Genomic DNA, 24,690 nt, shown 5'->3' with positions numbered 1-24,690 from the left:
ATCGGTCACGGTTCAGGGTCCGGGTCGGTCGCTCGTCGCACTACTCAGTCTGTGACTGCCAGTTCGAGATAGCCGAGACGTGCCACGAGATCGGCGAACCGCACGCCTACATCGGTGGTCTGCGACGCGTAGGTGTCGGTCTTGCTGTGCATTGCTCAGCCCTTCATACACGAGTGGTACTCAGATGTCGATTCCCAACTACGCGAACGGTCCGTTGCCGCGCTTTTTCCCCATGACCTGTTCCGTTCGAGGCCCTTTCTCAATTCGGTAGTCGACACGTGGACTCTCTGCTGCTTACCGTAGTTACGTGTCCGACAACTCCCGGAATCTTTCCGACGACGAACTCGCCGCGAGTCACCTCGATGCTGTACGCAAGCTCGACATGGCCTACGCGGAGCTTCTCCGCGGCATCGCAGAGATGCAGGATCGCGGGCTGGACAAAGGCTTCAGCAGCCTCACTCAGTTTCAGACGGAAATCGATCGCATCACGAAGGGAGAAGCGCTCGCGCGAGAACGGGCAGCTGATTTGCTGTACCGGCAACGAGGTCCTGATCCACCACCGTTGGCCGAGGTAGGGGAAGCGCTGGCCAACGGCATGATCAATCGAGAACATGTGGCTGAAATCTGCAAGGTGACGAATATCCTGTCGGACAAAGTGCCTGTCGCGGACTTGGCAGCACACCAGCGGACCCTGCTTGTCCTGGCGCAGCAGGCGCGACCGCACGAAGTTCGCAAGGTGGGACGGCGGATCGTGGACTTCGTCGAACAAAACAGCAAGTCTGCCGAGGACGACGACCGGGAACAGGTGAACCCGCAATGCGAGCTGAGCGTGTGGCAGGCCAAGAACGGTCGCTGGCAGTTGCGGGGCGCTCTCGACCGCGTCAATGCGCAGACCCTGCAAGGACTGCTGGGGGTCTTGGCCAAGCCGAAGCCCAAAGACGCGGCCACCGGTGCCCCCGATCCGCGGTCCACGGCTGAGCGGCAAGGAGACGCCTTGGTCGAGATCCTGGAGTTGGCTGCCCGCTGCGATGACCTCCCAGTACAGGGAGGTGAGTCGGCGACCTTGATGTTGAGAGTCAACCTGGACGCGATGACGACCAACCAGCCAGTGCTGGTCAACGACTCGACCTACGTTTCGATGAACACGGCCCGTCGGATCTGCTGCAGTGGTGCTGCCGTCACGCCGGCCATCTTCAGCGGTGGCGCCGAGAACCTGACGCTCGGCAGGTCGAATCGCACGGCCAGTAAGGCGCAGCGAAAGGCGCTTGCGGTCCGTGACCACGGGTGCGCATTCCCGGGCTGCACGCGTACTCCTAAGTGGACCGAACCGCACCATGTCGTCTACTGGACGCACAGCGGGCGGACTGATCTGGACAACCTCGTCCTGCTGTGCGGCCAGCACCACCGCGTCATCCACCACACGGATTGGCGAGTCCACATGATCAGCGGACGCCCGGCTTTCTACGCGCCGCGATGGCTCGATCCGGCACAGACACCGCAGTACAACGTCGCTCACCGCGCTCCAGACCGAGCTACCGCGTAGATTTCCGGTTGGCTCGATGATCGGCTTGGGAAGGAGACGGTGGATGGCCTCGACGGAGAGGGTCGCGGTGGTGACCGGAGCGGGTTCCGGTATCGGCAGGGTGGTGGCGCAGGCACTACTGGAGGACGGATACCAGGTCGCACTAGCCGGTCGGCGGCCGGAGCCGCTGGCCGAGACCGCGGCCGGGTTCGATGGGGCCGAGGTGATTCCCACCGACGTGGCGTCGGCCGAGTCCGTCGCCGCGCTGTTCGACATCGTTCACAGCAAGTGGGGCCGTGTAGACCTGCTCTTCAACAACGCTGGAACGTCCGGGCCAGCTGGGGACGTCGACGAGATCTCGCCGGAAGACTGGGCGAATACGGTCGGGATCAATCTGACCGGTTCGTTCCTCTGCGGCACCATGCTGTGCGCTTGATGAAGGAGCAACGACCGCGCGGCGGCCGGATCATCAACAATGGTTCGGTGTCAGCGCACTCACCGCGTCCTCAGCGAGCTGCCTACACCGCGACGAAGCACGCGATCACCGGACTGACCAAGCAGATCTCGCTGGATGGCCGTGCCTACGACATCGCTTGTGGCCAGATTGACATCGGCAACGCCGCAACCGACCTCGCCGCGGCGATCGCCGATGGTGTGCCGCAGGCCGATGGGACGATCATGGCCGAGCCGACTTTCGACCCCGCTCATGTGGCGAGTGCGGTGCTTTACATGGCGAGCCTGCCACTCAACACGAACGTTCAGTTCATGACCATCACTGCCACGAACATGCCGTACATCGGCCGGGGCTGAGCGGGGCCGGAGTTCGGAGGGGGTGAAACAGGTGAAGAAGCGGAGGAGACCCGGCGACGACGCTGGCACCGAGGCTCCTCCGCCGGCTCAGGAGATCGGCCGGTCGGTCGGCGCGATCGGTGCCGGGAGGATGTCCCGGCCGGTGAGCTGGGCGTCCACCGCGGCGGCGGCGGAGCGACCCTCGGCGATCGCCCACACGATGAGCGACTGCCCGCGGCCCATGTCGCCGGCGACGAAGACGTCGTCGAGGCTGGTCCGGAACTTCGCGTTGCGAGCGACGTTGCCGCGCTGGTCCAGGTCCACGCCGAGGTTCTCCAGGAGACCGGGGCGTTCCGGGCCTACGAAGCCCATGGCGAGGAGCACCAGTTCGGCGGGCAGTTCGCGCTCGGTGCCTTCGACCGGGACGAACTTGCCGTTCTCCGAGCGCACCTCTACCAGGCTCAGCGCGCGGACGCGGCCGGAGTCGTCGGCGAGGAACTCTTGAGTGTTCACCGAGTAGAGCCGCTCGCCGCCCTCCTCGTGAGCGGAGGAGACGCGGTAGATCATCGGGTAGGTCGGCCAGGGGTTCGCGTCAGAGCGGAGCTCGGGCGGGCGGGGCATGATTTCCAGCTGGGTTACCGAGGCGGCGCCTTGGCGGTGGGCGGTGCCGACGCAGTCCGCGCCGGTGTCGCCGCCGCCGATCACCACGACGTTTTTGCCGTTGGCGTTGATCGGCGACTCGGTGAGCTGGCCGGCGGCGACTCGGTTCGCCGGGGGCAGATACTCCATCGCCTGGTACACGCCGTCGAGTTCGCGGCCGGGGATGGGCAGGTCGCGCCAGGCCGTTGCGCCGCCTGCGAGGACCACGGCGTCGTGGTTGGCTCGCAGGTCGTCGACCGACAGGTCCTTGCCGACGTTCACGTTGGTGCGGAACTCGGTGCCCTCGGCGCGCATCTGGTCGAGGCGGCGGTCGAGGCGATGCTTCTCCATTTTGAATTCGGGGATGCCGTATCGGAGGAGGCCGCCGATGGCGTCGGCTCGTTCGTAGACCACCACAGTGTGGCCGGCGCGGGTGAGCTGTTGCGCCGCGGCGAGGCCGGAGGGGCCGGAGCCGACGACGGCGACCTTTTTCCCGGTGCGCTTCTCCGGAATTTGCGGGGTGACCCAGCCTTCCTCGAAGGCCCGGTCGATAATGGAGATTTCCACGCGCTTGATGGTCACCGGGTCGTTGTTGATCCCGAGGACGCAGGCGGTTTCGCAGGGCGCGGGGCACAGGGTGCCGGTGAACTCCGGGAAGTTGTTGGTCGCGTGCAGGCGTTCGCTTGCCTCGCGCCAGTCTTCCTTCCAGACCAGGGTGTTCCACTCCGGGATGAGGTTCCCGAGTGGACAGCCCTGGTGGCAGAACGGGATGCCGCAGTCCATGCAGCGGCCCGCCTGCTTTTCCAGTTTGGTGGTCGCGAAATCTTCGTAGACCTCCCGCCAGTCGAGCAGCCGGAGATCGACCGGCCGTCGTTGCGGCAGTTCGCGTTCGGTGGTCAGAAAGCCCTTGGGGTCAGCCATGTGCGGCCTCCATGATCGCCTCGTTCACGTCGCGGCCTTCGCGTTCGGCGGCGGCCTGGGCGAGCAGTACTCGCTTGTAGTCCTTCGGCATCACCTTGCCGAACCTGGTGACCGCGGTGTCCCAGTCGGCGAGCAGCTCGCGGGCGACGGCCGACTCGGTTTCGTCGTAGTGCCGTTCGACCGCGTCGTGAAGCAGTTCGGTGTCTTCGTCGCCGAGCGGTTCCAGCTCGACCATTTCGGTGTTGAGCCGCTTGGTGTTGGCGTCGAGCAGGTACGCGATGCCGCCGGACATGCCGGCGGCGAAGTTGCGCCCGACCGTGCCGAGCACGACCACCCGGCCGCCGGTCATGTACTCGCACCCGTGGTCGCCGACGCCTTCCACGACGGCCAGCGCGCCCGAGTTCCGCACGCAGAACCGTTCGCCGACGCGCCCGCGGATGAAGATTTCCCCGCTGGTGGCGCCGTAGCCGATCACGTTGCCGGCGATGATGTGGTCCTCGGCGGCGTACTGGGCTTCCTGCGGCGGGCGAACGATGACGCGGCCGCCGGAGAGGCCCTTCGCCACGTAGTCGTTGCCGTCGCCGATCAGCCGGAGCGTGATGCCCTTCGGCACGAACGCGCCGAACGACTGGCCTGCGGTGCCGGTGAAGGTGACGTCGATGGTGCCGTCCGGCAGGCCTTCGCCGCCCCAGCGCTTGGTCAGTTCCGAGCCGAGCATGGTGCCGACGGTCCGGTTGACGTTGCGCACCGGCAGTTCCAGCCGCACCTTGTCACCCGAGTTCAGTGCGCCTTCGGCCAGCTGGATCAGGGTGTTGTCCAGCGCCTTGTCCAGGCCGTGGTCCTGTGTGACGAGCTGGTGCCGCGCGGCCCGCGGCTCCAGCTCGGGCACGTGGAAGATCGGCGAGAGGTCGAGGCCGGAGGCCTTCCAGTGGTCCACCGCCTTGCGGGTGTCGAGGAGCTCGGCGTGCCCGACCGCCTCGGCGATCGACCGGAAGCCCAGCTGCGCCAGGTACTCCCGCACCTCCTGCGCGATGAACTCGAAGAAGTTCACCACGTACTCGGCCTTGCCGTTGAACTTCTCGCGCAGCACCGGGTTCTGCGTGGCGACACCGACCGGACAGGTGTCCAGGTGGCACACCCGCATCATGATGCAGCCGGAAACCACCAGCGGCGCGGTGGCGAAGCCGAACTCCTCCGCGCCGAGCAGCGCGGCGATGATCACGTCCCGGCCGGTCTTGAGCTGACCGTCGGTCTGCACCACGATCCGGTCACGCAGGCGGTTCGCCAGCAGCGTCTGCTGCGTTTCCGCGAGGCCCAGCTCCCACGGTCCGCCGGCGTGCTTGATCGACGACAGCGGCGAAGCACCGGTGCCGCCGTCGTGCCCGGAGATGAGCACCACGTCGGCGTGCGCCTTCGACACCCCCGCGGCCACCGTGCCGACGCCGACCTCGGACACCAGCTTTACGTGGATGCGCGCGTTCGGGTTGGCGTTCTTCAGGTCGTGGATCAGCTGCGCCAGGTCCTCGATCGAATAGATGTCGTGGTGCGGCGGCGGCGAGATCAGGCCCACGCCCGGCGTGGAGTACCGGGTCTTCGCGATCCACGGGTAGACCTTCGCGCCGGGCAGCTGACCGCCCTCGCCGGGCTTCGCGCCCTGCGCCATCTTGATCTGGATGTCGTCGGCGTTGACCAGGTACTCGCTGGTCACCCCGAACCGCCCGCTGGCGACCTGCTTGACCGCCGAGCGGCGTTCCGGGTCGTAGAGCCGGTCGGCGTCCTCGCCACCTTCACCGGTGTTGGACTTGCCGCCCAGCCGGTTCATCGCGATCGCCAGCGTCTGGTGCATCTCCTTGGAGATCGAGCCGTAGGAGATGGCGCCGGTGGCGAACCGCTTGACGATCTCGGACACCGGCTCGACCTCTTCGAGCGGGACCGGCGGGCGGGCGCCCTCTTTGAACCCGAAGAGCCCGCGCAGGGTCAGCAGGCGCTCGGCCTGGTCGTCGACCTGCTTGGTGTACTCCTTGAAGACCTCGTACTTGCCGGACCTCGTGGAGTGCTGCAGCTTGAACACCGTCTGCGGGTTGAACAGGTGCGGCTCGCCCTCGCGGCGCCACTGGTAGTCGGCGCCGGTCTCGAGTTCGCGGTGGCTGGGCCGCACGCCGTCGGCCGGGAACGCCCGCCGGTGCCGCCGCGCGACCTCCTCGGCGATGGTCTCGAACCCGATGCCGCCGAGGCGCGAGGTGGTCCCGGTGAAGCAGGTGCTGATGACCTCTTCGCCGAGCCCGATCGCCTCGAAGATCTGCGCGCCGGTGTAGGAGGCCACGGTGGACACACCCATCTTCGACATCGTCTTGCGCACGCCCTTGCCCAGCGCCTTGATCAGGTTCCGGGTGGCCTGCTTCGCGTCGGTGCCGCTGATGTGCCCGCCGGAGGCGAGTTCCTCCACGGTCGCCATCGCGAGGTACGGGTTCACCGCGGCCGCGCCGTAGCCGATGAGCAGCGCGATGTGGTGCACCTCGCGGGCGTCGCCTGCCTCCACCAGCAGGCCGACCTGCGTCCTGGTCTTCTCGCGGACCAGGTGGTGGTGCACCGCGCCGGTCAGCAGCAGCGAGGGGATCGGAGCGTGCTTCTCGTCGACCCCGCGGTCGGACAGCACGATCAGCCGCGCGCCCTCGGCGATGGCCTGCGACACCTCGGCGCGGATCTCGTCGAGCCGCCGGGTGAGCGCCTCGGCGCCACCGTCCACTTCGTACTTGCCGTACACGGTGACCGCGCTGAACTCCGGCAGGGTGCCATCGTCGTTGATGTGCACCAGCTTGGCCAGCTCGTCGTTGTCGACCACCGGGAACGGCAGCACGATGCGGCGGCAGGACGCGCCGTCGGCGGTGAGCAGGTTCGGCTCGGCGCCGAGTTGCGCGCCCAGCGCGGTGACCAGTTCCTCGCGGATCGCGTCCAGCGGGGGATTGGTGACCTGGGCGAACAGCTGGGTGAAGTAGTCGAACAGCTGCCGCGAACCGCTCGACAGCGGCGCGAGCGGCGAGTCGTTGCCCATCGAGCCGATCGGCTCCGCGCCGGTGCGGGCCATCGGTTCGAGCAGGACGTCGAGTTCTTCTTCGGTGTAGCCGAACACCTGCTGGCGGCGGACCAGCGCGGCGTGCGGGGGCACCTCGCGCTCCCGCTCCGGCAGGTCTTCCAGCTGGAGCAGCCCCTCCTGGACCCACTCCTGGTACGGGTGCTCAGCGGCGAGCCCGCCCTTGATCTCGTCGTCGTCGATGATGCGGCCCTCGGCGGTGTCCACCAGGAACATCCGGCCCGGCTCGAGGCGTCCCTTGCGGACGATCGACGACTGGTCGATGTCCAGCACGCCGACCTCGCTGGCCAGCACGACCAAGCCGTCTTCGGTGACCCAGTAGCGCGCCGGGCGCAGGCCGTTGCGGTCGAGCACGGCGCCGATCTGCGTGCCGTCGGTGAACGCGACCAGCGCGGGCCCGTCCCACGGCTCCATCAGCGTGGAGTGGAACTCGTAGAACGCCCGGCGGGCCGGGTCCATTTCCTCGTGGTTCTCCCACGCTTCGGGGATCATCATCAGCACCGCATGCGGCAGCGGACGGCCGCCGAGGTGGAGCAGTTCGAGGACCTCGTCGAAGGAGGCCGAGTCGCTCGCGCCCCGGGTGATCACCGGGTAGAGCCGCTCGAGGTCACCGGGGATCAGGTCGCTGGCGAGCATGGACTCGCGGGCGTCCATCCAGTTGCGGTTGCCGCGGAGCGTGTTGATCTCACCGTTGTGCGCGACGTACCGGTACGGGTGCGCCAGCGGCCACGACGGGAACGTGTTGGTGGAGAAGCGCGAGTGCACCAGGCCGATGGAACTGGTGACGCGCTCATCACCGAGGTCCGGGAAGAAGCTCTCCACCTGGGCTTCGGTGAGCATTCCCTTGTAGACGATGGTGCGGGCCGACAGGCTCGGGAAGTAGACCTCGTCCTCGACCAGCTCGTGCTCGGCGCGCTTGCGCACGCAGAACGCGGCTCGCTCCAGCGCCAGTCCGGTCAGATCCGCGGAGCGCGAGCCGAGGAAGAGCTGGCTGAAGTGCGGCATCGTGGCGGCCGCGGTCGGTCCGGTGTGCTCGGTGCGCACGGGCAGCTCGCGCCAGCCCAGCACCTCAGTGCCTTCTTCGGCGGCGATCCGCTCGATCGCGCTCACCGCGCGGCGGCGGGCGGTCTCGTCGACCGGCAGGAAGGCGGTGCCCACGGCGTATTCGCCGGGGGCGGGCAGGTCGAACTCGGTCACGGCGCGGAAGAACTCGTCCGGGACCTGGATCAGCAGGCCCGCGCCGTCACCGGTTTCCGGTTCGGCGCCGCGGGCGCCGCGGTGTTCGAGGTTCCGCAGTGCGATGAGCGCCTTGCGGACGATCTGGTGGTCTCGTCTCCCGGTGAGATCCGCGACGAAGGCGACCCCGCAGGCGTCGTGCTCGAACTGCGGGTCGTACAGGCCTCCTGGCCTGCGGTGGTGCTGATCATGGCGGGTCACGGCTGGCCGCCTCCTCGGGCGTAGGCAGTGCCGGGCGTCACCCGATAGGGGCCGGTCTGGCGGACTCGGCTAACAGGTGGACCCCGGACTGCGATGGTCAGTCGAGAGCGAAACGCGTAAGCCCGGAAATCCTGGGCACGCTGATCGACAGGAGCCACACGGCACTGGGTGGCCTGTGCACCGCGCTGTGCACGACGTCGGTGTGTGCTGGGCACACGTGGGTAAGCGCGGTGGCCGAGATCCGTGTGGTGGTGGTCTGCTCGGCGTGCGCTACCTACTCCCGGGTTCGCCGGGTCTTATGACAGTAGTGTGAAATTTCCATTATCGGGACACGTCGCGGTCACGGCGTGGGAAATGCCACGCCGAGGTTGACGGCCGGGTAACATCGGCGTTAAGCGGGGTCCGGCTCTCGAAGAGGCCGCTGACCTGCGCGGATGATCGCGTATCCGGCCAACTTGATCGTTACGGTGTGTGGTGGCTGTCGAGCGGGTTCGGCTCCGGCTCCGGAAATCACCCGGAAGCCAATCGCGCGGTAACTCGCGCAGGCCCGGCCGGCGGGTGGCGTTCTCGGCGGCGACGGCGCAGGGGTCATCCGGTCGACAGGTCGCTGGGGCCATCCCCGCCAGGCCTACGGCGCGGACGCGGGCTGGCCGAATTGTCCTTTTCGGCGCGGTACTCGGCTTGGTCGGCGGCACCCGCACGCCGGTGTCCTCGCCGGGCCCGCTTCCACGACAGCGGCCGAGGGCGCGGCGCAATCCGCTGCCGCCCAACGGGTTCCGGCTCAGGGCGCGGCCTACCAGGTGGTGGCCGACCCTCAGGCGATCGGGACCGAGATAACGGTTTCCCACGACGGCACCGAGTTGCGGATCGGCACGACCGCTACGACGACGGCGGCTGCTGGAACGCACCGACATGAGCAACTGTTGTCGTCCTATCTGGACGGTAAGCCCAACGGAGGCGCTGAAGAAGAACCGGTCGCGGTGCCGCTCGATCTTGTCTTGAATGGGGTGATGCTTCGACAGCGAGCGGCGTTGCGGGCCCAACTGGGCGCGAGGGTGGCCGTTGATCCGGCCGCCCTCGCGCTCTACAGCACGGACGCCTCGAACTACCGGCACGAGCCGATCGGGGTGGTGTGGCCGCGGTCGGCCGAGGAGACCGAGGAGGTCGTCGCCGCTTGCCGGGAGGTTGGCGCGCCGATCGTCGCCCGCGGTGGCGGGACGAGCATCGCGGGCAACTCCTGCGGGCCGGGCGTGGTGCTGGACTTCTCCCGCTACTACAACCGGTTCGGCGAAGTGGATCCGGCGAACCGGACGGTGTGGGCCGAACCGGGCGTGGTGCTCGACCGGCTGCAGGCGGCGGCCGCGCCGCACCGGCTGCGGTTCGGGCCCGATCCGTCCACACACAGCCGCTGCACGCTCGGCGGCATGATCGGCAACAACGCCTGCGGCTCGCATTCGGTGGCCTGGGGCCGGACCGTCGACGCGGTTCGGAGCATGGACGTGCTGCTCTACGACGGCACCCGGCTGACCGTCGGCCCGGACGCCGGGTCGCCACCTGAGCTGCGGACGCTGGTGCACGACCACCTCGCGCTGCTGCGCACCGAACTGTCGCCGTGGTCGCGCCGGGTTTCCGGGTACGGGCTGGAGCACCTGCTGCCGGAAAACGGGTCGAACCTGGCGAAAGCGCTGGTCGGCAGCGAAGGCACCTGCGTGACGGTGCTCGGCGCCGAACTGGAGTTGGCCGAGCTGCCCAGGGCACGGGTGCTCGCCGTGCTCGGCTTCGAATCGGATATCGCGGCGGCGGACGCGGTGCCGTCGATCCTGCCGTGGTCGCCGCTCACGGTCGAAGGCGTGGACGCGGAACTGGTGTCGCTGCTGGGGTCTTCACGTCACGCGGACTTGCCGCGAGGCGGAGCCTGGCTCTACGTGGAAATGGGCGCGGAGACGCAGGAGGAGGCGATCGACCGCGCGCGGGCGTTGACCAGGGACGTCGCCGACCGGATCACCGGGCACGTGGTGCTCACTGACGCGAAGGCGCAGCGGCAGCTGTGGCGGATCCGCGAGGAGGGCGCCGGGCTGGCGACCCGGCTCGCGGACGGGTCGGAGGCGTGGCCGGGCTGGGAGGACGCGGCGGTCCCACCCGAACGGCTGGGCGCCTACCTGCGTGAGTTCAAGCAGCTGATGGCCGCGCACGGCAGGCAGAGCGTGGTCTACGGCCACTACGGCGAAGGCTGCCTGCACATGCGGCTCGACTTCGACATGCTGTCGCGGCCGGGGCTCGCCGGGTTCCGGAAGTTCCTGGAGGAAGCGGCGGACCTCGTCGCGGCCCACGGGGGCTCGCTGTCCGGTGAGCACGGTGACGGGCAGGCGCGCTCGGAACTGCTCCCGCGGATGTACAGCCCCGAGATGATGGCGTTGTTCGCGCGGTTCAAGGGCATCTTCGACCCGGGCGGCATGATGAACCCCGGTGTGCTCGTCGAGCCCCGCGCGCTGGACGCGAACATCCGGGTGCGGACCGCGCCGGCGTCGATCGACTCGGTGACCTTCCTCGGCTATCCGGAGGACCGCGGCAGTTTCGGGCAGGCGGTGCGCCGGTGCGTCGGGGTCGCGAAGTGCCGCAACACCGAAGGCGGCGGGGTGATGTGCCCGAGCTATCGAGCGACGCTGGACGAGAAGCATTCGACCCGGGGCCGCGCGCGGCTGCTCGCGGAGATGATCAACGGCGAGGTGATCCGCGACGGGTGGCGGTCCGAGGAAGTGCGCGAGGCGCTCGACCTGTGCCTTTCGTGCAAGGGCTGCCTGTCGGACTGCCCGGTGGATGTCGACATGGCGACCTACAAGGCGGAGTTCTACCACCAGCACTACCGCGGCAGGCTCCGCCCGGCGGCGCACTATTCGATGGGCTGGCTGCCGATGTGGCTGCGTGTCGCCGCCCTCGCGCCCCGGCTGGCCAACGCGGTGGTGAAGCGGCCTCGGCTGGCACGGCTGCTGAAGCGGCTCGGTGGCATCGCGCCGGAACGCGACCTGCCGACGTTCGCCCGCCCGTTCACCAGGCGGGCGCTCGACTCGGGCGAAGGCCGGAACGTGGTGTTGTGGCCGGATTCGTTCAACAACTACTTCACCCCGCACGTGCTCGACGCCGCGGCCGAGGTGCTGACCGCCGCCGGCTACCACGTCGTGCTGCCCGGCAAGGGCGTCTGCTGTGGACTGACCTGGGTGTCGACCGGGCAACTGGGCGTGGCGCGGAAGGTGCTGCGGCGCACGCTCTCGGTGCTCGAGCCCTACCTCGACGCCGGTTACCTGGTCGCGGGCGTGGAACCGAGCTGCACCGCGTTGTTCCGGGGTGACCTCAAGGCCCTGCTGCCCGACGACCCGCTCGCGGCGGTGCTGGCCGAGCGCACGCGGACCTTCGCCGAACTGGTGGCCGATTCACCGCTGGAGTTCGAGGCGCTGGACCAGGACGCGGTGAGCCAGGTGCACTGCCACCAGCACGCCGTGCTCGGCTTCGACGCCGACGAGCGGGTGCTCGCCGGGGCCGGGGTGCGCAACTCCGCGCTGGACTCGGGCTGCTGCGGGCTGGCCGGGAACTTCGGGTTCGAACGCGGGCACTACGAGGTGTCGGTCGCCTGCGCCGAGGACCGGTTGCTGCCCGCGCTCCGGGAAACCGACCCGGACACGCTGATCATTTCGGACGGGTTCAGCTGCCGCACGCAGATCGCGCAGGAGTCCGACCGCGAGGCGGTGCACCTGGCCGAGGTGCTGAGGCGAGCGTTGCCGGGAGGCAAGCCCTGATCAGACGCCGAACCAGCGCTGGGCCAGCGCGTCCAGGGTCGGCTGCTCGGGTTCCGGCATGACCTTCAGGTACCACGGCAGATTGCTGTAGACGTGCAGCAGCGTGTACGCGAGGCAGCGGCGGGCGAAATCTGCGTCCAGCCGGCCGGGGGCGTAGCCGTAGGCGAGCAGCATGCGGCGGAAGAACGCCTGGTCACCGCCCGCGACGAAGATGCCCGCGCCGACCAGGTCGTACTCCGGTGCCCCACGCATCGCGGGCTCGAAGTCGAACAGCCCGGTCACCGCCCAGCCGTCGGCCTCGCGGCGCACGAGCAGGTGATCACGCATGAATTCGGTGTGCAGGAGCACGGGCTCCGGGGTGCCGAGTTCGACTTCGGCCAGGAAGCCGGGGATCTGCGCCAGCCACTCGTCGGCCAGCCCCGCCTTCTCCTGCCGCCGGACGGCGTTCGCGCGCTGGGTCTCGAGGAACGCGGACCAGTTGGCCGGGCCCAGGCCGGGAGCCGGCGTGCGGTGCAGCGCGGCGAGGGCTTCGCCGAGGCGCTGGGCCAGCGATTCCTTGTCCGAATCGGTGAGCAGCGGCCAGACGCTGCTGAGTGTCTCGCCGGGCAGGCGGCTCATCAGCACGTAACCCCAGCCGTCGAACTCGCCGGTGCGGTCGAGTTGCGCGGTCGGAATCGGCAGCTTGCCGTGCAGTGCGCGCAACACCCCGGCTTCGGTGCCGACCTCGTTCAGGTACACCGGCGGGAAGAGCTTGAGCACCAGGTCGTCGCCCACCGCGTAGACCGGCAGTGAGCCGCTCCCGAAGCGTTCGACCTTCCGGTCGGCCAGGCCCAGTTCGTCCAGCAGAGCGGCGACCCCGGGCCGCACCTGCTCGTCGGCGAGCGCTTCGAACTGCTTCTCGGTCCCGGCCTCGGGAAAGAACGGCATGCGCGGACCGTAGAACACCGCGGTGACGACCGCGACGGAATTATGGTGGCCCGGTGACCCTGCAGCGCGCGCGTGAACTCGACGAGACCGATCCGCTCTACGCCTTCCGCGACCGGTTCCTGCCCGCCGACGAAAAAATGGTGGCCTACCTCGACGGCAACTCGCTCGGCCGCCCGCCCCGCGCGGCGCTCGAACGACTCGAAACGCTGGTGCGCGAGAACTGGGGTGGACGGCTGATCCGCGGCTGGGCCGACGGGTGGACCGAGCTGCCGACCCGCCTCGGGGACCGGCTCGGCGAGGTGGTGCTCGGGGCCGCGCCCGGCCAGGTGGTGCTCGGCGAGTCGACCTCGGTCTGGCTGTACAAGCTGCTGCGGGCCGCGCGGGCCCTGCGGCCCGATCGGCGCGAGATCGTCACCGACCGGCACAACTTCCCGACCGATCGCTACCTGGTCGAAGGCATCGCCGAGGAGCTCGGCTGCCGGATCCGCTGGGTGGAAACCGAACTCGACGCCGGGCCGACCGTCGAGCAGGTCGCCGCGGTCGTCGGGCCGGACACCGCGCTCGTGACCCTGAGCCAGGTCGACTACTGGTCGGCCCACGTGTCCGACCTGCCCGCGATCACCCGGCTGGTCCACGACGCCGGGGCGCTGGTCGTCTGGGACCTCTGCCACAGCGCGGGCTCGATCCCGCTTTCGCTCGATTCCGACGAAGTGGACTTCGCAGTCGGCTGCACCTACAAGTTCCTCTGCGGCGGACCCGGCTCACCCGCGTTCGCGTACGTGCGCCGGGATCTGGTCGACGAGGTGCGCCAGCCGATCTGGGGCTGGTTCGGCAGGCGGGACCTGTTCGAGATGGGACCCGGCTACGAACCGGCGGACGGGGTGCGCCGCCTGCTTTCCGGCACGCCGCCGGTGGTCGGGCTGGCGGGCGTGGAGGCCGGCGTCGAGCTGATCGCCGAAGCGGGCATGCCCGGCATCCGGGCCAAGGCGGTGGCGCTCACCGAGTTCGCTGTCCAGCTGTTCGACGACCACCTCGCGCCACTGGGCTTCGCGCTCGGCTCACCTCGGGACCCGGACCTGCGCGGCGGTCACGTGACGATCCGCCGAGCCGACGCACGCGAACTTTCGGCCGCGCTCATCGAGGCCGGGGTGCTGGTCGACTTCCGCCCACCCGACGGCATCCGGCTCGGGCTCTCGCCGCTGACCACCGGGTTCGAGGAGCTCTACCGCGCGATGGAGGTCATCCGGGACCGCGCTCGGTGACCACCGCGGTGATCAGCTCGGCCGGGGTCACGTCGAAGGCCGGGTTGAACACCGGCGCGCCGGCGGGCGCGGTCGGGACCCCGCCCCAGGAGGTCACCTCGTCCGCCGCGCGTTCCTCGATCTCGATCAGGTCGCCGCTGGGCGTGTGCTCGTCCACCGTGGACGAAGGCGCGACCACGAGGAACGGCACGCGGTGGCGGGCGGTGGCCAGCGCGAGCCCGTAGGTGCCGACCTTGTTCGCCACGTCGCCGTTCGCCGCGACGCGGTCCGCGCCGACCACCACGCAGTCGACCAGGCCGCGGGCGATCGCCGACGCCGCCGCGACGTCGGGCAGCACGCGGTAGGGCACACCGACGTCCGCCAGTTCCCACGCGGTCAGCCGCGCACCTTGCAGCAGTGGCCGCGTCTCGTCGACCAGCACGTATTCGACCTCCCCGGCCGCGTGCAGGTGCCAGACCACACCGAGCGCGGTGCCCCAGCTGACCGTCGCGAGGCGGCCCGCGTTGCAGTGGGTGAGCAGCCGCAGCGGCCGTCGCGGGCACAACTCCCGGATCAGGTCTGCGGCGTGACCCGACGCCGTGCGGCACAGTTCTTCGTCTTCGGTGAGGACCGCGAGCGCCTCGGTGAGTACGGCGTCCGCGCCGGACGGCAGCTTCGCCAACGCCCGTCGAACGCCCCAGGCCAGGTTCACCGCGGTGGGCCGCGCCTGCGCCAGCCGCTCGGCTTCGCCTTCGACGTCCACACCGTGCCGAGCCGCGAGCGCGACCCCGAGCGCACCGGCCGCGCCGAGGGCCGGGGCACCGCGGATCGCCAGCCGCTGGATCGCGTCGATCAGCTCGGTGACCGTCCCCAGCCGCAGGAGCCGGTACTCACCGGGCAGGGCGCACTGGTCGACGATCACCACCACGCCGTCGTCCCAGTCGATGGTGCGCTGGTCAACCGAACCCATGGTCCGAAGGTAGCTCAGCCGAGGCCGACCAGTGCGACCGTCAGCGGCAGCACCGCCACGATCAGGATCGCGCCGCAGACGTCGAAGGCGACCCCGGACCGGATCATCCGCGTGATCGGCACCGTGCCCGAGCCGTAGACGATGGCGTTCTGCGGGGTCGCGACCGGCAGCATGAAGCCGAACGAAGCGGCGAAGGTGGCGGCCAGCGCGGGCATCAGCGGGTCGACCCCGGCGGCCACCGCGATCGGGATGACGATCGGCACCACCACCGACGCGGCGGCGGTGTTGCTGGTCGTCTCCGACACCAGGATCGCCAGCAGCACCCCGAACAGGGTGATCGGCAGCGAACTCGCCAGGCCCAGCGCACCCGAGGTGGACTCGCCGATCGTCTTCGCCAGACCGGACGAGGCCAGCAGCGAACCGAAGATGATGCCCGCGCCGAAGAGCATGATCGTGCCCCAGTCGATGCGCGCGGCGTCCGGCCAGGACAGCGTGAACGCCCGGCGCTTCCACTCCACGGGAAGCAGGAACAGCAGCGACGCACCGAGGACCGCGACGATGCCCTCGTCGAGCCGGTCGCTGATGGTCTTGTACAACGCCGAGTCGTTGCCCGCGATCAGGCCGACGATCGCCGGCACGATCCACAGCGTCACGGTGAACCCGAACGCGATCAGCGTGTTCTTCTCCGCCCGCGTCAGCGCGCCCAGTTTCTCCCGCTCCTCGGCCACGTACTCGCGCACGCCCTCGATGCGGCGGATCTCCGGCTTGTTCAGCAGCAACAGGACCACGGCGAGCACCACGAACATCAGCAGGCAGACCGGCAGCGCGGACAGGAGCCAGTCGAGGAAGGAGATCCGGACCCCGGTCGCCTCTTCGATCTGGGCGCGGCCGATCAGGTTCGGCGGCGAACCGACCGGCGTGAGCAGGCCGCCGACGCTCGCGCCGTAGGCCAGCATGAGCATCAGCGCGGTGCCCACCCGCAGGCGGCGCGGGTCGAAGTCGGCGGCGACCACCCCGCGGTCCTGCATCAGCTTCGCGATCACGGTCAGGATGCCGAGCGCGGTCGGCAGCAACATGGCCACCGTCGCGGTGTTCGACACGAACGCCGAGAGCAGGCAGGTGATCGCGCCGAAGGCGATGACGATCCGGGTGGTCGAACTGCCCACGCCGGGCAGCGACAGCACCCGGAAGGCGAACCGCCGCGCCACCCCGTGCTTGAGCATCGCCTGCGCGATCACGAACGCGCCGATGAAGGTGAAGATGGTCGACGAGCCGAAGGGTTCGAGCACGTCGTCGACCGGGGCCACGCCGAGCACCACGGTGGCGGCGACCCCGATGAAGCCGGAGACCGGCAGCGGGAGCGGTTCGCACACCCACAGCACGACCACCCCGAGCAGGATTCCGGCGAGCGTTTGCTGGTTGCCTGCCAGGTCCAGTGGCAGCAGCAGGAACACCACGGTGACCAGCGGCGCCAGCCACAGACCGGTGGTCTTGCGCCTTCGTTCGAACCGTTCTTCGCCCGCCGAGAGGCGTTCCGAGCCGAGGCTCTCGCGGTGGGCGGAGAGCAGGACGTTTTTCACGTCGGTGGCCGACGGCTTCGGTGCCATGTCCGATATTGAAGGGCGGTGGCCGGGGTGTGTCCAAGACCACTTCGCTACCAGGGTGGTAGGGATTACCTATCAGCTCAACCCCGGGAGGGCCGGATGGACGCGCGGCAGCTGCGCTACTTCCTCGCGATCGTGGACGAACAGGGGTTCAACCGCGCCGCCGAGCGGCTGCACCTGGCCCAGCCCTCGCTCTCGCAGGCGATCCGCACCCTCGAGCGCGACCTCGGAGTCGAGCTGTTCCACCGCATCGGCAGGCGCGCGGTGCTGACCGAGGCCGGGCACGCGCTGATCGAGCCGGCCCGCCAGGTGCTGCGTGACCTCGACACCACCAGGTCGACCGTGCGTTCGGTGGCCGGGCTGCGGACCGGGCGGGTGGAGGTCGCGTCCATGCCGTCGCAGTCGGTGGAGCCGCTGAGCACCATGGTCACCCGCTTCCACCAGCGGCACCCCGGCGTGCTCGTGGTGATCCAGGCCTGCTTCACGCCGCAGTCGGTGGTCGAGGCGGTGCGCGGGGGCAAGGCGGAGATCGGCCTGCTCGGCGCCGCGGACGACGTCGCCATGCCGGGGGTCCGCGTGCACCGGGTGGAGGAGCAGCCGTTCGTGCTGGTCGCGCCGCCGGACTCGGAGCTGGGCAGCGGCGGGCGGGTGCGCCGCGAGGAACTGGCCGGGGCGAAGGTGATCGCCGCGCCGCTGGGCAACCGGATGCGCCACGTGGTCGACGAGATCCAGGCGGCGGGCGTCGACCTGCGGATCGTGGTGGAGACCGCGCACCGGGAGGCGATCCTGCCGCTGGTGCTGACCGGGGTCGGCGTGGCGGTGATGACGCAGGCCTGGGCGTGGCTCGCGCGCCGGGCCGGGGCGCGCGTGCTCGAACTGGATCCGCCGTCGAGCCTGCGGATCTCGCTGATCCACCGGCGGGGCGGGCTCACGCCCGGTGCGCAGGACTTCGTCGCGACCGCGCTCGGATAGATAGGCCGGACCTACCAAGTGGATCATCACTTGGTCTTGGACGGCGGTGGCGAGGCGCTTGTTTGATGGCCCTATGCAGACCTTCCGCATCGCCGCCATTCCCGCCGACGGGGTCGGCCGCGAGGTGGTCGCCGCCGGGCGTGAGGTGCTCGACGCGCTCGCCTCCGAGTCCGCCTCCGCCTTCACCTTCGACTGGACGGAATTCGACTGGGGGTGCGACTACTACCACCGCACCGGCCGGATGATGGCCGAGGATGGCCTGGACCGGCTCAAGGAGTTCGACGCGGTCTACTTCGGCGCGGTCGGCTGGCCTTCGGTGCCCGACCACGTCAGCCTGTGGGGCCTGCGCCTGGCCGTCTGCCAGGGCTTCGACCAGTGGGCCAACGTCCGGCCGGTGCGCTTCCTGCCCGGCGTGACCAGCCCGCTGCGCAAGGCGGCCGAAGTGCCGCTGGACTGGGTCGTGGTCCGGGAGAACAGCGAAGGCGAGTACGCCGGGCTCGGCGGGCGCAACCTGGCCGCGCGCGGACCGGGCAACGAGGTCGCGATCCAGTCGTCGCTGTTCACCGAGGCGGGCTGCGAGCGGATCATCCGGTACGCCTTCGAACTGGCCGCCACCCGCGAGCGCAAGCACGTGACCAGCGTGACCAAGAGCAACGCGCAGCAGTTCGGCATGGTGCTCTGGGACGACGTGTTCCGCCGCGTGGCCGCCGAATACCCGCACGTCGGGAGCGACAACTGCCTGGTCGACGCCATGGCCGCGCGGTTCGTGCTGCGGCCGGAGGACCTGTCCGTGGTGGTCGCCTCCAACCTGCACGCGGACATCCTGTCCGACCTCGGCAGCGCGCTCGCCGGCAGTCTCGGCCTGGCGGCCAGCGCGAACTACAACCCGGAACGCCGCTTCCCGAGCATGTTCGAGCCGGTGCACGGCTCCGCGCCGGACATCGCCGGGCAGGGGGTGGCGAACCCGATCGGCGCCATCGGCAGCGCGGCGCTGATGCTCGGCCACCTCGGCCTGCCCGCCGAAGCCGCCAGGGTGGAGCGCGCGATCGAGGCGACCACGGCGGCCGGGGTGCTGCCGCGCGACCTCGGGGGCACGGCGAGCACCCAGGAAATCGCCTTGGCGGTGATCGACTCCCTCGGGTAAGAACGGGCGGGTGAGCATCCTCCGGACGAATCCCCCTGCCCTGCACGTCCCGCCCGGCTACCACCACGTCACCGTCGCCCAGCCCGAGAAGCTGGTGTTCCTCGCCGGGCAGTGCCCGCTGGCCGCCGACGGGTCCACAGTGGAGGGTGGGCTGCTCGCCCAGGTGGACCAGGTGGTGGCCAACACGCTCACCGCGCTGGAGTCCGCCGGCGCCGGACCCGCGGACGTGGTGCGCACGGTGATCTACGTGGCGACCACCTCGGCCGACGAGCTGTCCGCGGTCTGGGACCGGTTCACCGCCTCCGCCCTGGCCGAGGCTTTCACCAGCGCGAGCACGCTGACCGGCGTGACCGTGCTCGGCTATCCGGGCCAGCTCGTCGAACTGGACGTCACCGCGGCTTGGGGAACAGCCCGCGAGCGATGATCTCGCGCTGCACCTCGGAAGCGCCTTCGTAGATGCGCGGGGCGCGCACTTCGCGGTAGAGGTGTTCGAGCAGGTGCCCGCGTTCGAGGGCGCGGGCACCGTGGACCTGGATCGCGGCGTCCACCGCGTACTGCGCGGTCTCGGTGGCGAACAACTTGGCCATGGCGGCCGCCGAAGCGACCTCGGAGCGGCCCTCGTCGTAGGCGGCGGCCGCGTCGTGCACCAGCAGGCGCGCCGCCTTGAGCCGGGTCGCGACCTCGGCCAGCGAGTGCGACACCGCCTGGAAGTCGTGCAGCCGCTTGCCGAAGGCCTCGCGGGCACCGGCATAGGCCACGGCCGCGTCGAGCGCGGCCTGGCCCATGCCCACCGCGAACGCGCCGACGCTCGGGCGGAACAGGTTCAGCGTGCCCATGGCCACGCGCATGCCACCGCCGACGTCGCCGAGCACGTGACTGCGCGGCACGAAGACGTCCTCGAAGACCAGCCGCCCGATCGGGTGCGGGGACAGCAGCGGGATCGGCTCGCCGCTGAGGCCGGGTGCCGAGCCGGGCACGCAGAACGCGGTGATGCCCCGCGAACCCGGGTCCCCGGTCCGCGCGAACACCGAATAGACGTCGGCGTCCGGGGCGTTCGAAATGTAGACCTTCTCGCCGTCGAGCCGATAGCCGCTGCCGTCGGGGGTGGCGCGCAACGCGAGCGAGGCCACGTCGGACCCGGCGCCCGGCTCGGTCAGCGCGAACGCGGCCACCGCCTCACCGGCGGCCACCCGCGGGATCCACTCGTCGACCACGTCCGGCGTGCCCGCCGACAGGATCGGGTAGGAGCCGAGGCCCTGCACCGCGAACGCGGTCTCGGCCTCGGTGCAGTGCCGGGCCAGGCCCTCGCGCAGCAGGCACAGCACCATCGCGGTCACCGGCCGGTAGCCGGAGCCGTCGCGCACGAACACCTGGTCCAGCAGGCCGTGCTCGGCCAGCGCCCGCACCAGCGGCCGGTTGATCCGGCCGTCCTCGCGGGCCAGCGCACGCAGTTCCTCGCCGATCTGCTCGGCCCGCGCCAGCAGGTCACCCATCCGCGATCACCGCCGTGCCGACGAGTTCCAGCTTGGCCGCCGGGTCGAACAACTCGGCCACGCCGAGCAGCGCGATCGCCGGGTAGTGGCGCCCGAAGTGCTTGCGGTAGAGCGGCGCCAGCTCCCGCAGCGCCGCGCGGTAGGCGGGCACATCGGTCACGTAGAACAGCAGCGAGACCAGGTCGCCGGGCTGCCCACCGGCCGCCCGCAGCGCGGCGACCACGTTCCCGGCGGCCACGTCGAACTGCTCGGTGATCGTCCCGCCGACGATTTCGCCGTCACGGCCCTGCGCGGTCTGCCCGCCGAGGTACACCGTGCGGCCGGGCGCGGCCACGACCGCGTGCGCGAAACCGACCGGCTCGGCCAGCTCCGGCGCGACCACGATCCGGTGCCCGCTCACCTGCCCGTCCACTGAGGACTCCTCCCCGCCGTCCACGCGCGGTAGAACTCGCCGTGGTCCTTGCTGGTCATCAGCAGCGCCTGGGTCATCGCCTCGAGCTCGATCGAGCTGCCGAGGTCCATGTCGAGTTCCCTGGTGAGCAGCACCTTGGTGGTCGAGTACGCCAGTGCCGGGCCGTCGGCCAGCCGCCGGGCCAGCTCGGTGGTGGCGGTGGGCAGCTGCTCGTCGTCGACGACCTGCGAGGCCAGGCCGATCTGCTCGGCCTTCTCCGCGCGGATCTTGTCGCCCAGCATCAGCAGCTCGGTCGCCCGCCCGAGCCCGACCACGCGGGGGAGCAGGTATGCCGAGCCCATGTCCGCGCCGGCCAGCCCGACCCTGGTGAACAGGAAAGCGAACGCGGCCGAGCGCGCCATCAGCCGGAAGTCGCTGGCCAGCGCGATCACCGACCCGGCGCCCGCGGCGATCCCGTTGATCGAGGCGATCACCGGCAGCGGGCACTCGCGCAGCGCCTTGACCACCGCGCCGGTCATCCTGGTGAACTCCAGCAGCTGCGCGGTCTCGAACTTCTGCAGCTCGCCGATGATCTCCTCGACGTCGCCGCCGGAACAGAAACCCCGCCCCTGCCCGGCGATCACCAGCACCTTGGCGTCACCGCGGTGCGGTAGTTCGGCGAGCAGGTCGCGCAGGTCGGCGTAGACGTCGAAGGTCAGCGCGTTGAGCTTCTCGGGCCGGTTCAGCGTCACGGTGGCGACGCCGTCGTCCACCTCGAAGTCGAAGTGCGCCCACTTCCCGGTGAAGCCGGGGGACGCGCGGAACGGGCTCATGACTGGATCCCACCTCCGTCGAGAACGATGGTCTGCCCGTTGACCACGGCGGCCTCGGGTGCGGCGAGGAAGGCGACCGCGAAGGCCACCTCCTCGGGTTCGAGCAGCCGCCCGAGCGGGGACGCGGCAGCCAGCGCCGCTTCGGCTTCGGCCTCGTCACGCCCGGTCGAGCCGCTGATGCGCGCGATCGAGGTGCGGGTCATGTCGGTGCGCACGAACGCCGGGCAGACCGCGTTCGAGGTGACCCCGGTGCCCGCGACCTCGGCGGCGACCGCCCTGGTCAGGCCCACCGCGGCGTGCTTGGACGCGGTGTAGCCGGCGGTGTACTTGAAACCGGCGTGCCCGGCGGTCGAGGCCACGGTGACGATCCGGCCGGAGTCGCGCTCGCGCATGCCCGGCAGCACGGCGCGCGTGCAGAGGAACGCGCCGGTCGCGTTGACCTCGTGCTGCGCCTGCCAGTCCGCCAGCGAAGTGCGGGCCAGCGGCGCGCTCGTCGAGATGCCCGCGTTGTTCACCAGCACGTCGACCGGGCCCAGCGCGGCGAAGAACGCCGTCACCGCGGCTTCGTCGGTCACGTCGCAGTCCGCGCGGCCCGGCGCGACCACCTGGTCACCGGCTTCGCGGAACCGCGCGGCGATGGCGGCGCCGATGCCGCGGGTGCCGCCGGTGACCACCACGAGCCTGCTCATCGGGCCTCCGTCCGCAGCGCGCGCCGATCCAGTTTGCCGTTGGCCGTGCGGGGGAGCGTGTCCACGAAGACGATCTCGCGCGGGTACTTGTGCCCGGCGAGGCGCTCTCGCCCGTACTCGCGCAGTTCGTCCTCGGTGACGGTCCCGTTCCGCACGACGAACGCGCGAACCCGCGTCAGGCCTTCTTGTTCGTAACCGAGTGCCGCGCATTCGACCACCTCGGGATGGCCCAGCAGGCAGTTCTCGATTTCGCTCGGGGCCACGAAGATGCCGCCGATCTTGAGCAGGTCGTCGGCGCGGCCGTGGTGGGTGAAGAAACCGTCGGCGTCGCGGCTGAACAGGTCACCGGAACGCAGGGTGTCACCGTCGAAAGTGCGCGCGGACTTCTCGGGGTCGCCCCAGTACTCCGCGGCGATCGTCGGACCGGTGACCTCGAGCGTGCCGATCTCGCCGTCCGGCAATCCGGTGCCTGATTCGTCGATCACCCGTGCCGAATACCCGGGCACCTCCCGGCCGAGGCTGCCGCGTTTGGCCGAGCCGGGCCTGTTCGACAAAAAGATGTGATAAGCCTCCGACGAACCGATTCCGTCGACCACTTCGACACCGAAGGTCTCATCCCATTTACGGTGAACTTCAGCGGGCAGAGCCTCTCCTGCCGAGGTGCACAATCGCAGGCAACTCAGGTCCTGTTCGGCTGCGGCCGGGTGGGCCAGCATCGCGCTCATCATCGTGGGCACGTTCACCAGGATGGTCGGCCGGTGCTCGGCGATCAGCCGGAAGAGCAGCTCCGGCGTGGTCCGCTCGGGGAAGACGATGCCGGAGCCGCCCACGCCGAAGGGGAACATCGCGACGAGGTCGCGGGCGTAACCGAAGAACAGCTTCGGCACGCCGAGCACCTTGTCGTCCGCGGTGATGCCGAGTATTTCCTTGGCGTACAACTCGAAACTGCGGATGGGGCTCCGCCGGGTGTGCGTGCACGCCTTGGGCGCGCCGGTGCTGCCGGTGGTGAACTTCCAGATCGCGGTGGCCTCGTCCGGTGCCTCCACCGGCGCGAGTCGGTCGGATGCCTGCGCCATCAGTTTGCTCAGGGAATGCTCGCCGGGCCGCAGTTCGCTTTCGTCCACGCCCGCGACCAGAAGGCTGCGCGCACCGGCTTCCCGCAACGGCCCCAGCGTGGTGGCATCGGCGACCACCACGACCGCTTCGGTGTAGTCCAGGAAGTACGCGTAGTCCTTCGGCTGCAGGAAGGTGTAGACCTCGGCGGTGACCGCGCCGATCTTCTGCGCGCCGTACCACACGGCGACGAAGTCGATGCCGTCGTTCAACGCCAGCAGCACGCGTTGCCCGCCGGCCACATAAAGCGCGCGCAGCACGTTGCCCGCGCGATTGCTCAACGCACTCAGCTCGGCATAGGTGACCGTGCGGTCCGGGGTGATCAATGCCGTTCGCGAACCCTCGTTGCGGTCCAGGAAGTACGAGGTGATGTTCGAATACATCAGTCCTCCTTCGCGGTCGCGCGAATGGTTTCGACGAGCATTTCCGTCAGCTTCGCGAAGGTTTCCACGCCTTCCTCGGCCGTCGCTTCGGCGGGTGCGCCGCAATAGGCCGCGCCCATGCCCATTTCCCGGAAATCCGCCTGACCGGCACGCATCGCCGACGGCAGATCGACCGGCACCGCGGGCAGTTCGCGCATGGCCGCGGTGTCGACCAGATCGGGGCGGTCGGCGAGCACGAGCGAGGTCTCGTACTGCCCGGCGTGGCAGGAACCGCTGCGGAACTCCTCGGTGAGCCGTTCCGCGTTGCGTCGGCGCACCAGATCCAGGTAGGCGGCACCCGCGGCCTCCGCCGCGCGGCGCAGCGTGGCCACGTGCTCGGGTTCGAAGTGGTTGTTCACGATCACCACACGGCCGAGACCCTGCTCGGCCAGTGCCCGGCACACATCGACGACCAGCGAGAACAGGGTGTCCGCGCCGATGTGCACCCCACCGGCGAAGCCGCGCGCGAACTTCGTCACGCCGTAGGGGAGCGCGGGCAGGATCAGCACGCGCACCTTGGGATCGTCCGAGAGCTGCCGGGCCGCGCGCTCGCACATGCCCTGCGAGATCAGCGGGTCGGTGCCGAGCGGCGCGTGCGGACCGTGGGGTTCCACGGCGCCGACCGGGAGCAACAACACCGGCACGCGGGATCCGGTGAGCAGGGCGTCGACCTCCGGTGAGGTCAGCTCGGCGAAATGCAT

At 69.9% G+C, this 24,690-nt stretch carries 17 protein-coding genes and 1 pseudogene; 7 read left to right on the top strand and 11 right to left on the bottom strand.

Annotation, left to right across the window (positions count from 1 at the left end; all coding sequences use genetic code 11):
- Positions 1-307: 307 nt before the first annotated feature.
- Positions 308-1,543 (top strand): HNH endonuclease signature motif containing protein, encoded by a 1,236-nt coding sequence (locus tag L3Q67_RS03610; protein WP_499188182.1) that lies wholly within the window; start codon positions 308-310, stop codon positions 1,541-1,543.
- A gap of 43 nt (positions 1,544-1,586) precedes the next feature.
- Positions 1,587-2,332: pseudogene (locus L3Q67_RS03605) on the top strand (SDR family oxidoreductase).
- Between the two features lie 87 nt (positions 2,333-2,419).
- On the opposite strand, the gene L3Q67_RS03600 reads toward L3Q67_RS03605, so the two are convergent.
- Complete coding sequence (locus tag L3Q67_RS03600) at positions 2,420-3,871, bottom strand: glutamate synthase subunit beta (protein ID WP_499188181.1); 1,452 nt, start codon at positions 3,869-3,871, stop codon at positions 2,420-2,422.
- Entirely contained in the window at positions 3,864-8,399 is a 4,536-nt protein-coding gene (gene gltB, locus L3Q67_RS03595) for a glutamate synthase family protein (protein WP_499188180.1), read from the bottom strand. Before gltB ends, L3Q67_RS03600 begins: the two co-directional genes overlap by 8 nt.
- Before the next feature lie 1,010 nt (positions 8,400-9,409).
- On the opposite strand from gltB, the gene L3Q67_RS03590 reads away from it, so the two are divergent.
- Entirely contained in the window at positions 9,410-12,190 is a 2,781-nt protein-coding gene (locus tag L3Q67_RS03590) for an FAD-binding and (Fe-S)-binding domain-containing protein (protein WP_499188179.1), read from the top strand.
- On the opposite strand, the gene L3Q67_RS03585 is transcribed toward L3Q67_RS03590, so the two are convergent.
- The gene (locus tag L3Q67_RS03585; protein WP_499188178.1) at positions 12,191-13,117 is read right to left on the bottom strand and encodes a phosphotransferase family protein; all 927 of its coding nucleotides are present in this window, start codon (positions 13,115-13,117) and stop codon (positions 12,191-12,193) included.
- Positions 13,118-13,170: 53 nt separating this feature from the next.
- On the opposite strand from L3Q67_RS03585, the gene L3Q67_RS03580 reads away from it, so the two are divergent.
- Positions 13,171-14,379, top strand: a complete 1,209-nt coding sequence (locus L3Q67_RS03580; protein WP_499188177.1) for a kynureninase — start codon at positions 13,171-13,173, stop codon at positions 14,377-14,379.
- On the opposite strand, the gene mtnA is transcribed toward L3Q67_RS03580, so the two are convergent.
- Together mtnA and L3Q67_RS03570 are read right to left on the bottom strand one after the other, a co-directional pair.
- Complete coding sequence (gene mtnA / locus L3Q67_RS03575) at positions 14,357-15,328, bottom strand: S-methyl-5-thioribose-1-phosphate isomerase (protein WP_499188176.1); 972 nt, start codon at positions 15,326-15,328, stop codon at positions 14,357-14,359. The two genes, L3Q67_RS03580 and mtnA, sit on opposite strands and share 23 nt — an antisense overlap.
- A 14-nt stretch (positions 15,329-15,342) precedes the next feature.
- Positions 15,343-16,935 (bottom strand): SLC13 family permease, encoded by a 1,593-nt coding sequence (locus L3Q67_RS03570; protein ID WP_499188175.1) that lies wholly within the window; start codon positions 16,933-16,935, stop codon positions 15,343-15,345.
- Between the two features lie 96 nt (positions 16,936-17,031).
- Here L3Q67_RS03570 and L3Q67_RS03565 point away from each other — a divergent pair, with 96 nt between their 5' ends.
- From L3Q67_RS03565 to L3Q67_RS03555, 3 genes are all read left to right on the top strand, one after another.
- On the top strand, positions 17,032-17,904 hold the full coding sequence (locus L3Q67_RS03565) for a LysR family transcriptional regulator (RefSeq protein WP_499188174.1): 873 nt from the start codon (positions 17,032-17,034) through the stop codon (positions 17,902-17,904).
- Positions 17,905-17,977: 73 nt separating this feature from the next.
- Positions 17,978-19,048 (top strand): isocitrate/isopropylmalate dehydrogenase family protein, encoded by a 1,071-nt coding sequence (locus L3Q67_RS03560; protein WP_499188173.1) that lies wholly within the window; start codon positions 17,978-17,980, stop codon positions 19,046-19,048.
- Between the two features lie 10 nt (positions 19,049-19,058).
- The gene (locus L3Q67_RS03555) at positions 19,059-19,472 is read left to right on the top strand and encodes a RidA family protein (RefSeq protein ID WP_499188172.1); all 414 of its coding nucleotides are present in this window, start codon (positions 19,059-19,061) and stop codon (positions 19,470-19,472) included.
- Here the strand turns inward: L3Q67_RS03555 and L3Q67_RS03550 are convergent.
- From L3Q67_RS03550 to L3Q67_RS03525, 6 genes are read right to left on the bottom strand one after another with little or no spacing between them, the layout of a single operon-like run.
- The gene (locus L3Q67_RS03550; RefSeq protein WP_499188171.1) at positions 19,438-20,541 is read right to left on the bottom strand and encodes an acyl-CoA dehydrogenase family protein; all 1,104 of its coding nucleotides are present in this window, start codon (positions 20,539-20,541) and stop codon (positions 19,438-19,440) included. The two genes, L3Q67_RS03555 and L3Q67_RS03550, sit on opposite strands and share 35 nt — an antisense overlap.
- Positions 20,534-20,953 carry a RidA family protein gene (locus L3Q67_RS03545; RefSeq protein WP_499188170.1) on the bottom strand — a complete coding sequence of 140 codons (420 nt, stop codon included), beginning with the start codon at positions 20,951-20,953 and terminating at the stop codon, positions 20,534-20,536. The genes L3Q67_RS03550 and L3Q67_RS03545 overlap by 8 nt, the downstream gene beginning before the upstream one ends.
- Complete coding sequence (locus L3Q67_RS03540; protein ID WP_499188169.1) at positions 20,938-21,765, bottom strand: enoyl-CoA hydratase family protein; 828 nt, start codon at positions 21,763-21,765, stop codon at positions 20,938-20,940. Before L3Q67_RS03540 ends, L3Q67_RS03545 begins: the two co-directional genes overlap by 16 nt.
- Entirely contained in the window at positions 21,762-22,454 is a 693-nt protein-coding gene (locus L3Q67_RS03535) for an SDR family NAD(P)-dependent oxidoreductase (RefSeq protein ID WP_499188168.1), read from the bottom strand. Before L3Q67_RS03535 ends, L3Q67_RS03540 begins: the two co-directional genes overlap by 4 nt.
- Positions 22,451-23,950 carry an acyl-CoA synthetase family protein gene (locus L3Q67_RS03530; protein WP_499188167.1) on the bottom strand — a complete coding sequence of 500 codons (1,500 nt, stop codon included), beginning with the start codon at positions 23,948-23,950 and terminating at the stop codon, positions 22,451-22,453. The genes L3Q67_RS03535 and L3Q67_RS03530 overlap by 4 nt, the downstream gene beginning before the upstream one ends.
- Positions 23,950-24,690: a creatininase family protein gene (locus L3Q67_RS03525; RefSeq protein ID WP_499188166.1), complete on the bottom strand. Its 741-nt coding sequence runs from the start codon at positions 24,688-24,690 to the stop codon at positions 23,950-23,952. The genes L3Q67_RS03530 and L3Q67_RS03525 overlap by 1 nt, the downstream gene beginning before the upstream one ends.

Source organism: Saccharothrix sp. AJ9571 (assembly GCF_021725495.1).
GTDB lineage: Bacteria > Actinomycetota > Actinomycetes > Mycobacteriales > Pseudonocardiaceae > Amycolatopsis > Amycolatopsis magusensis.
Note: the sequence above shows the minus strand (reverse complement) of the source record. Positions and strands in the feature narration are given on the sequence as shown.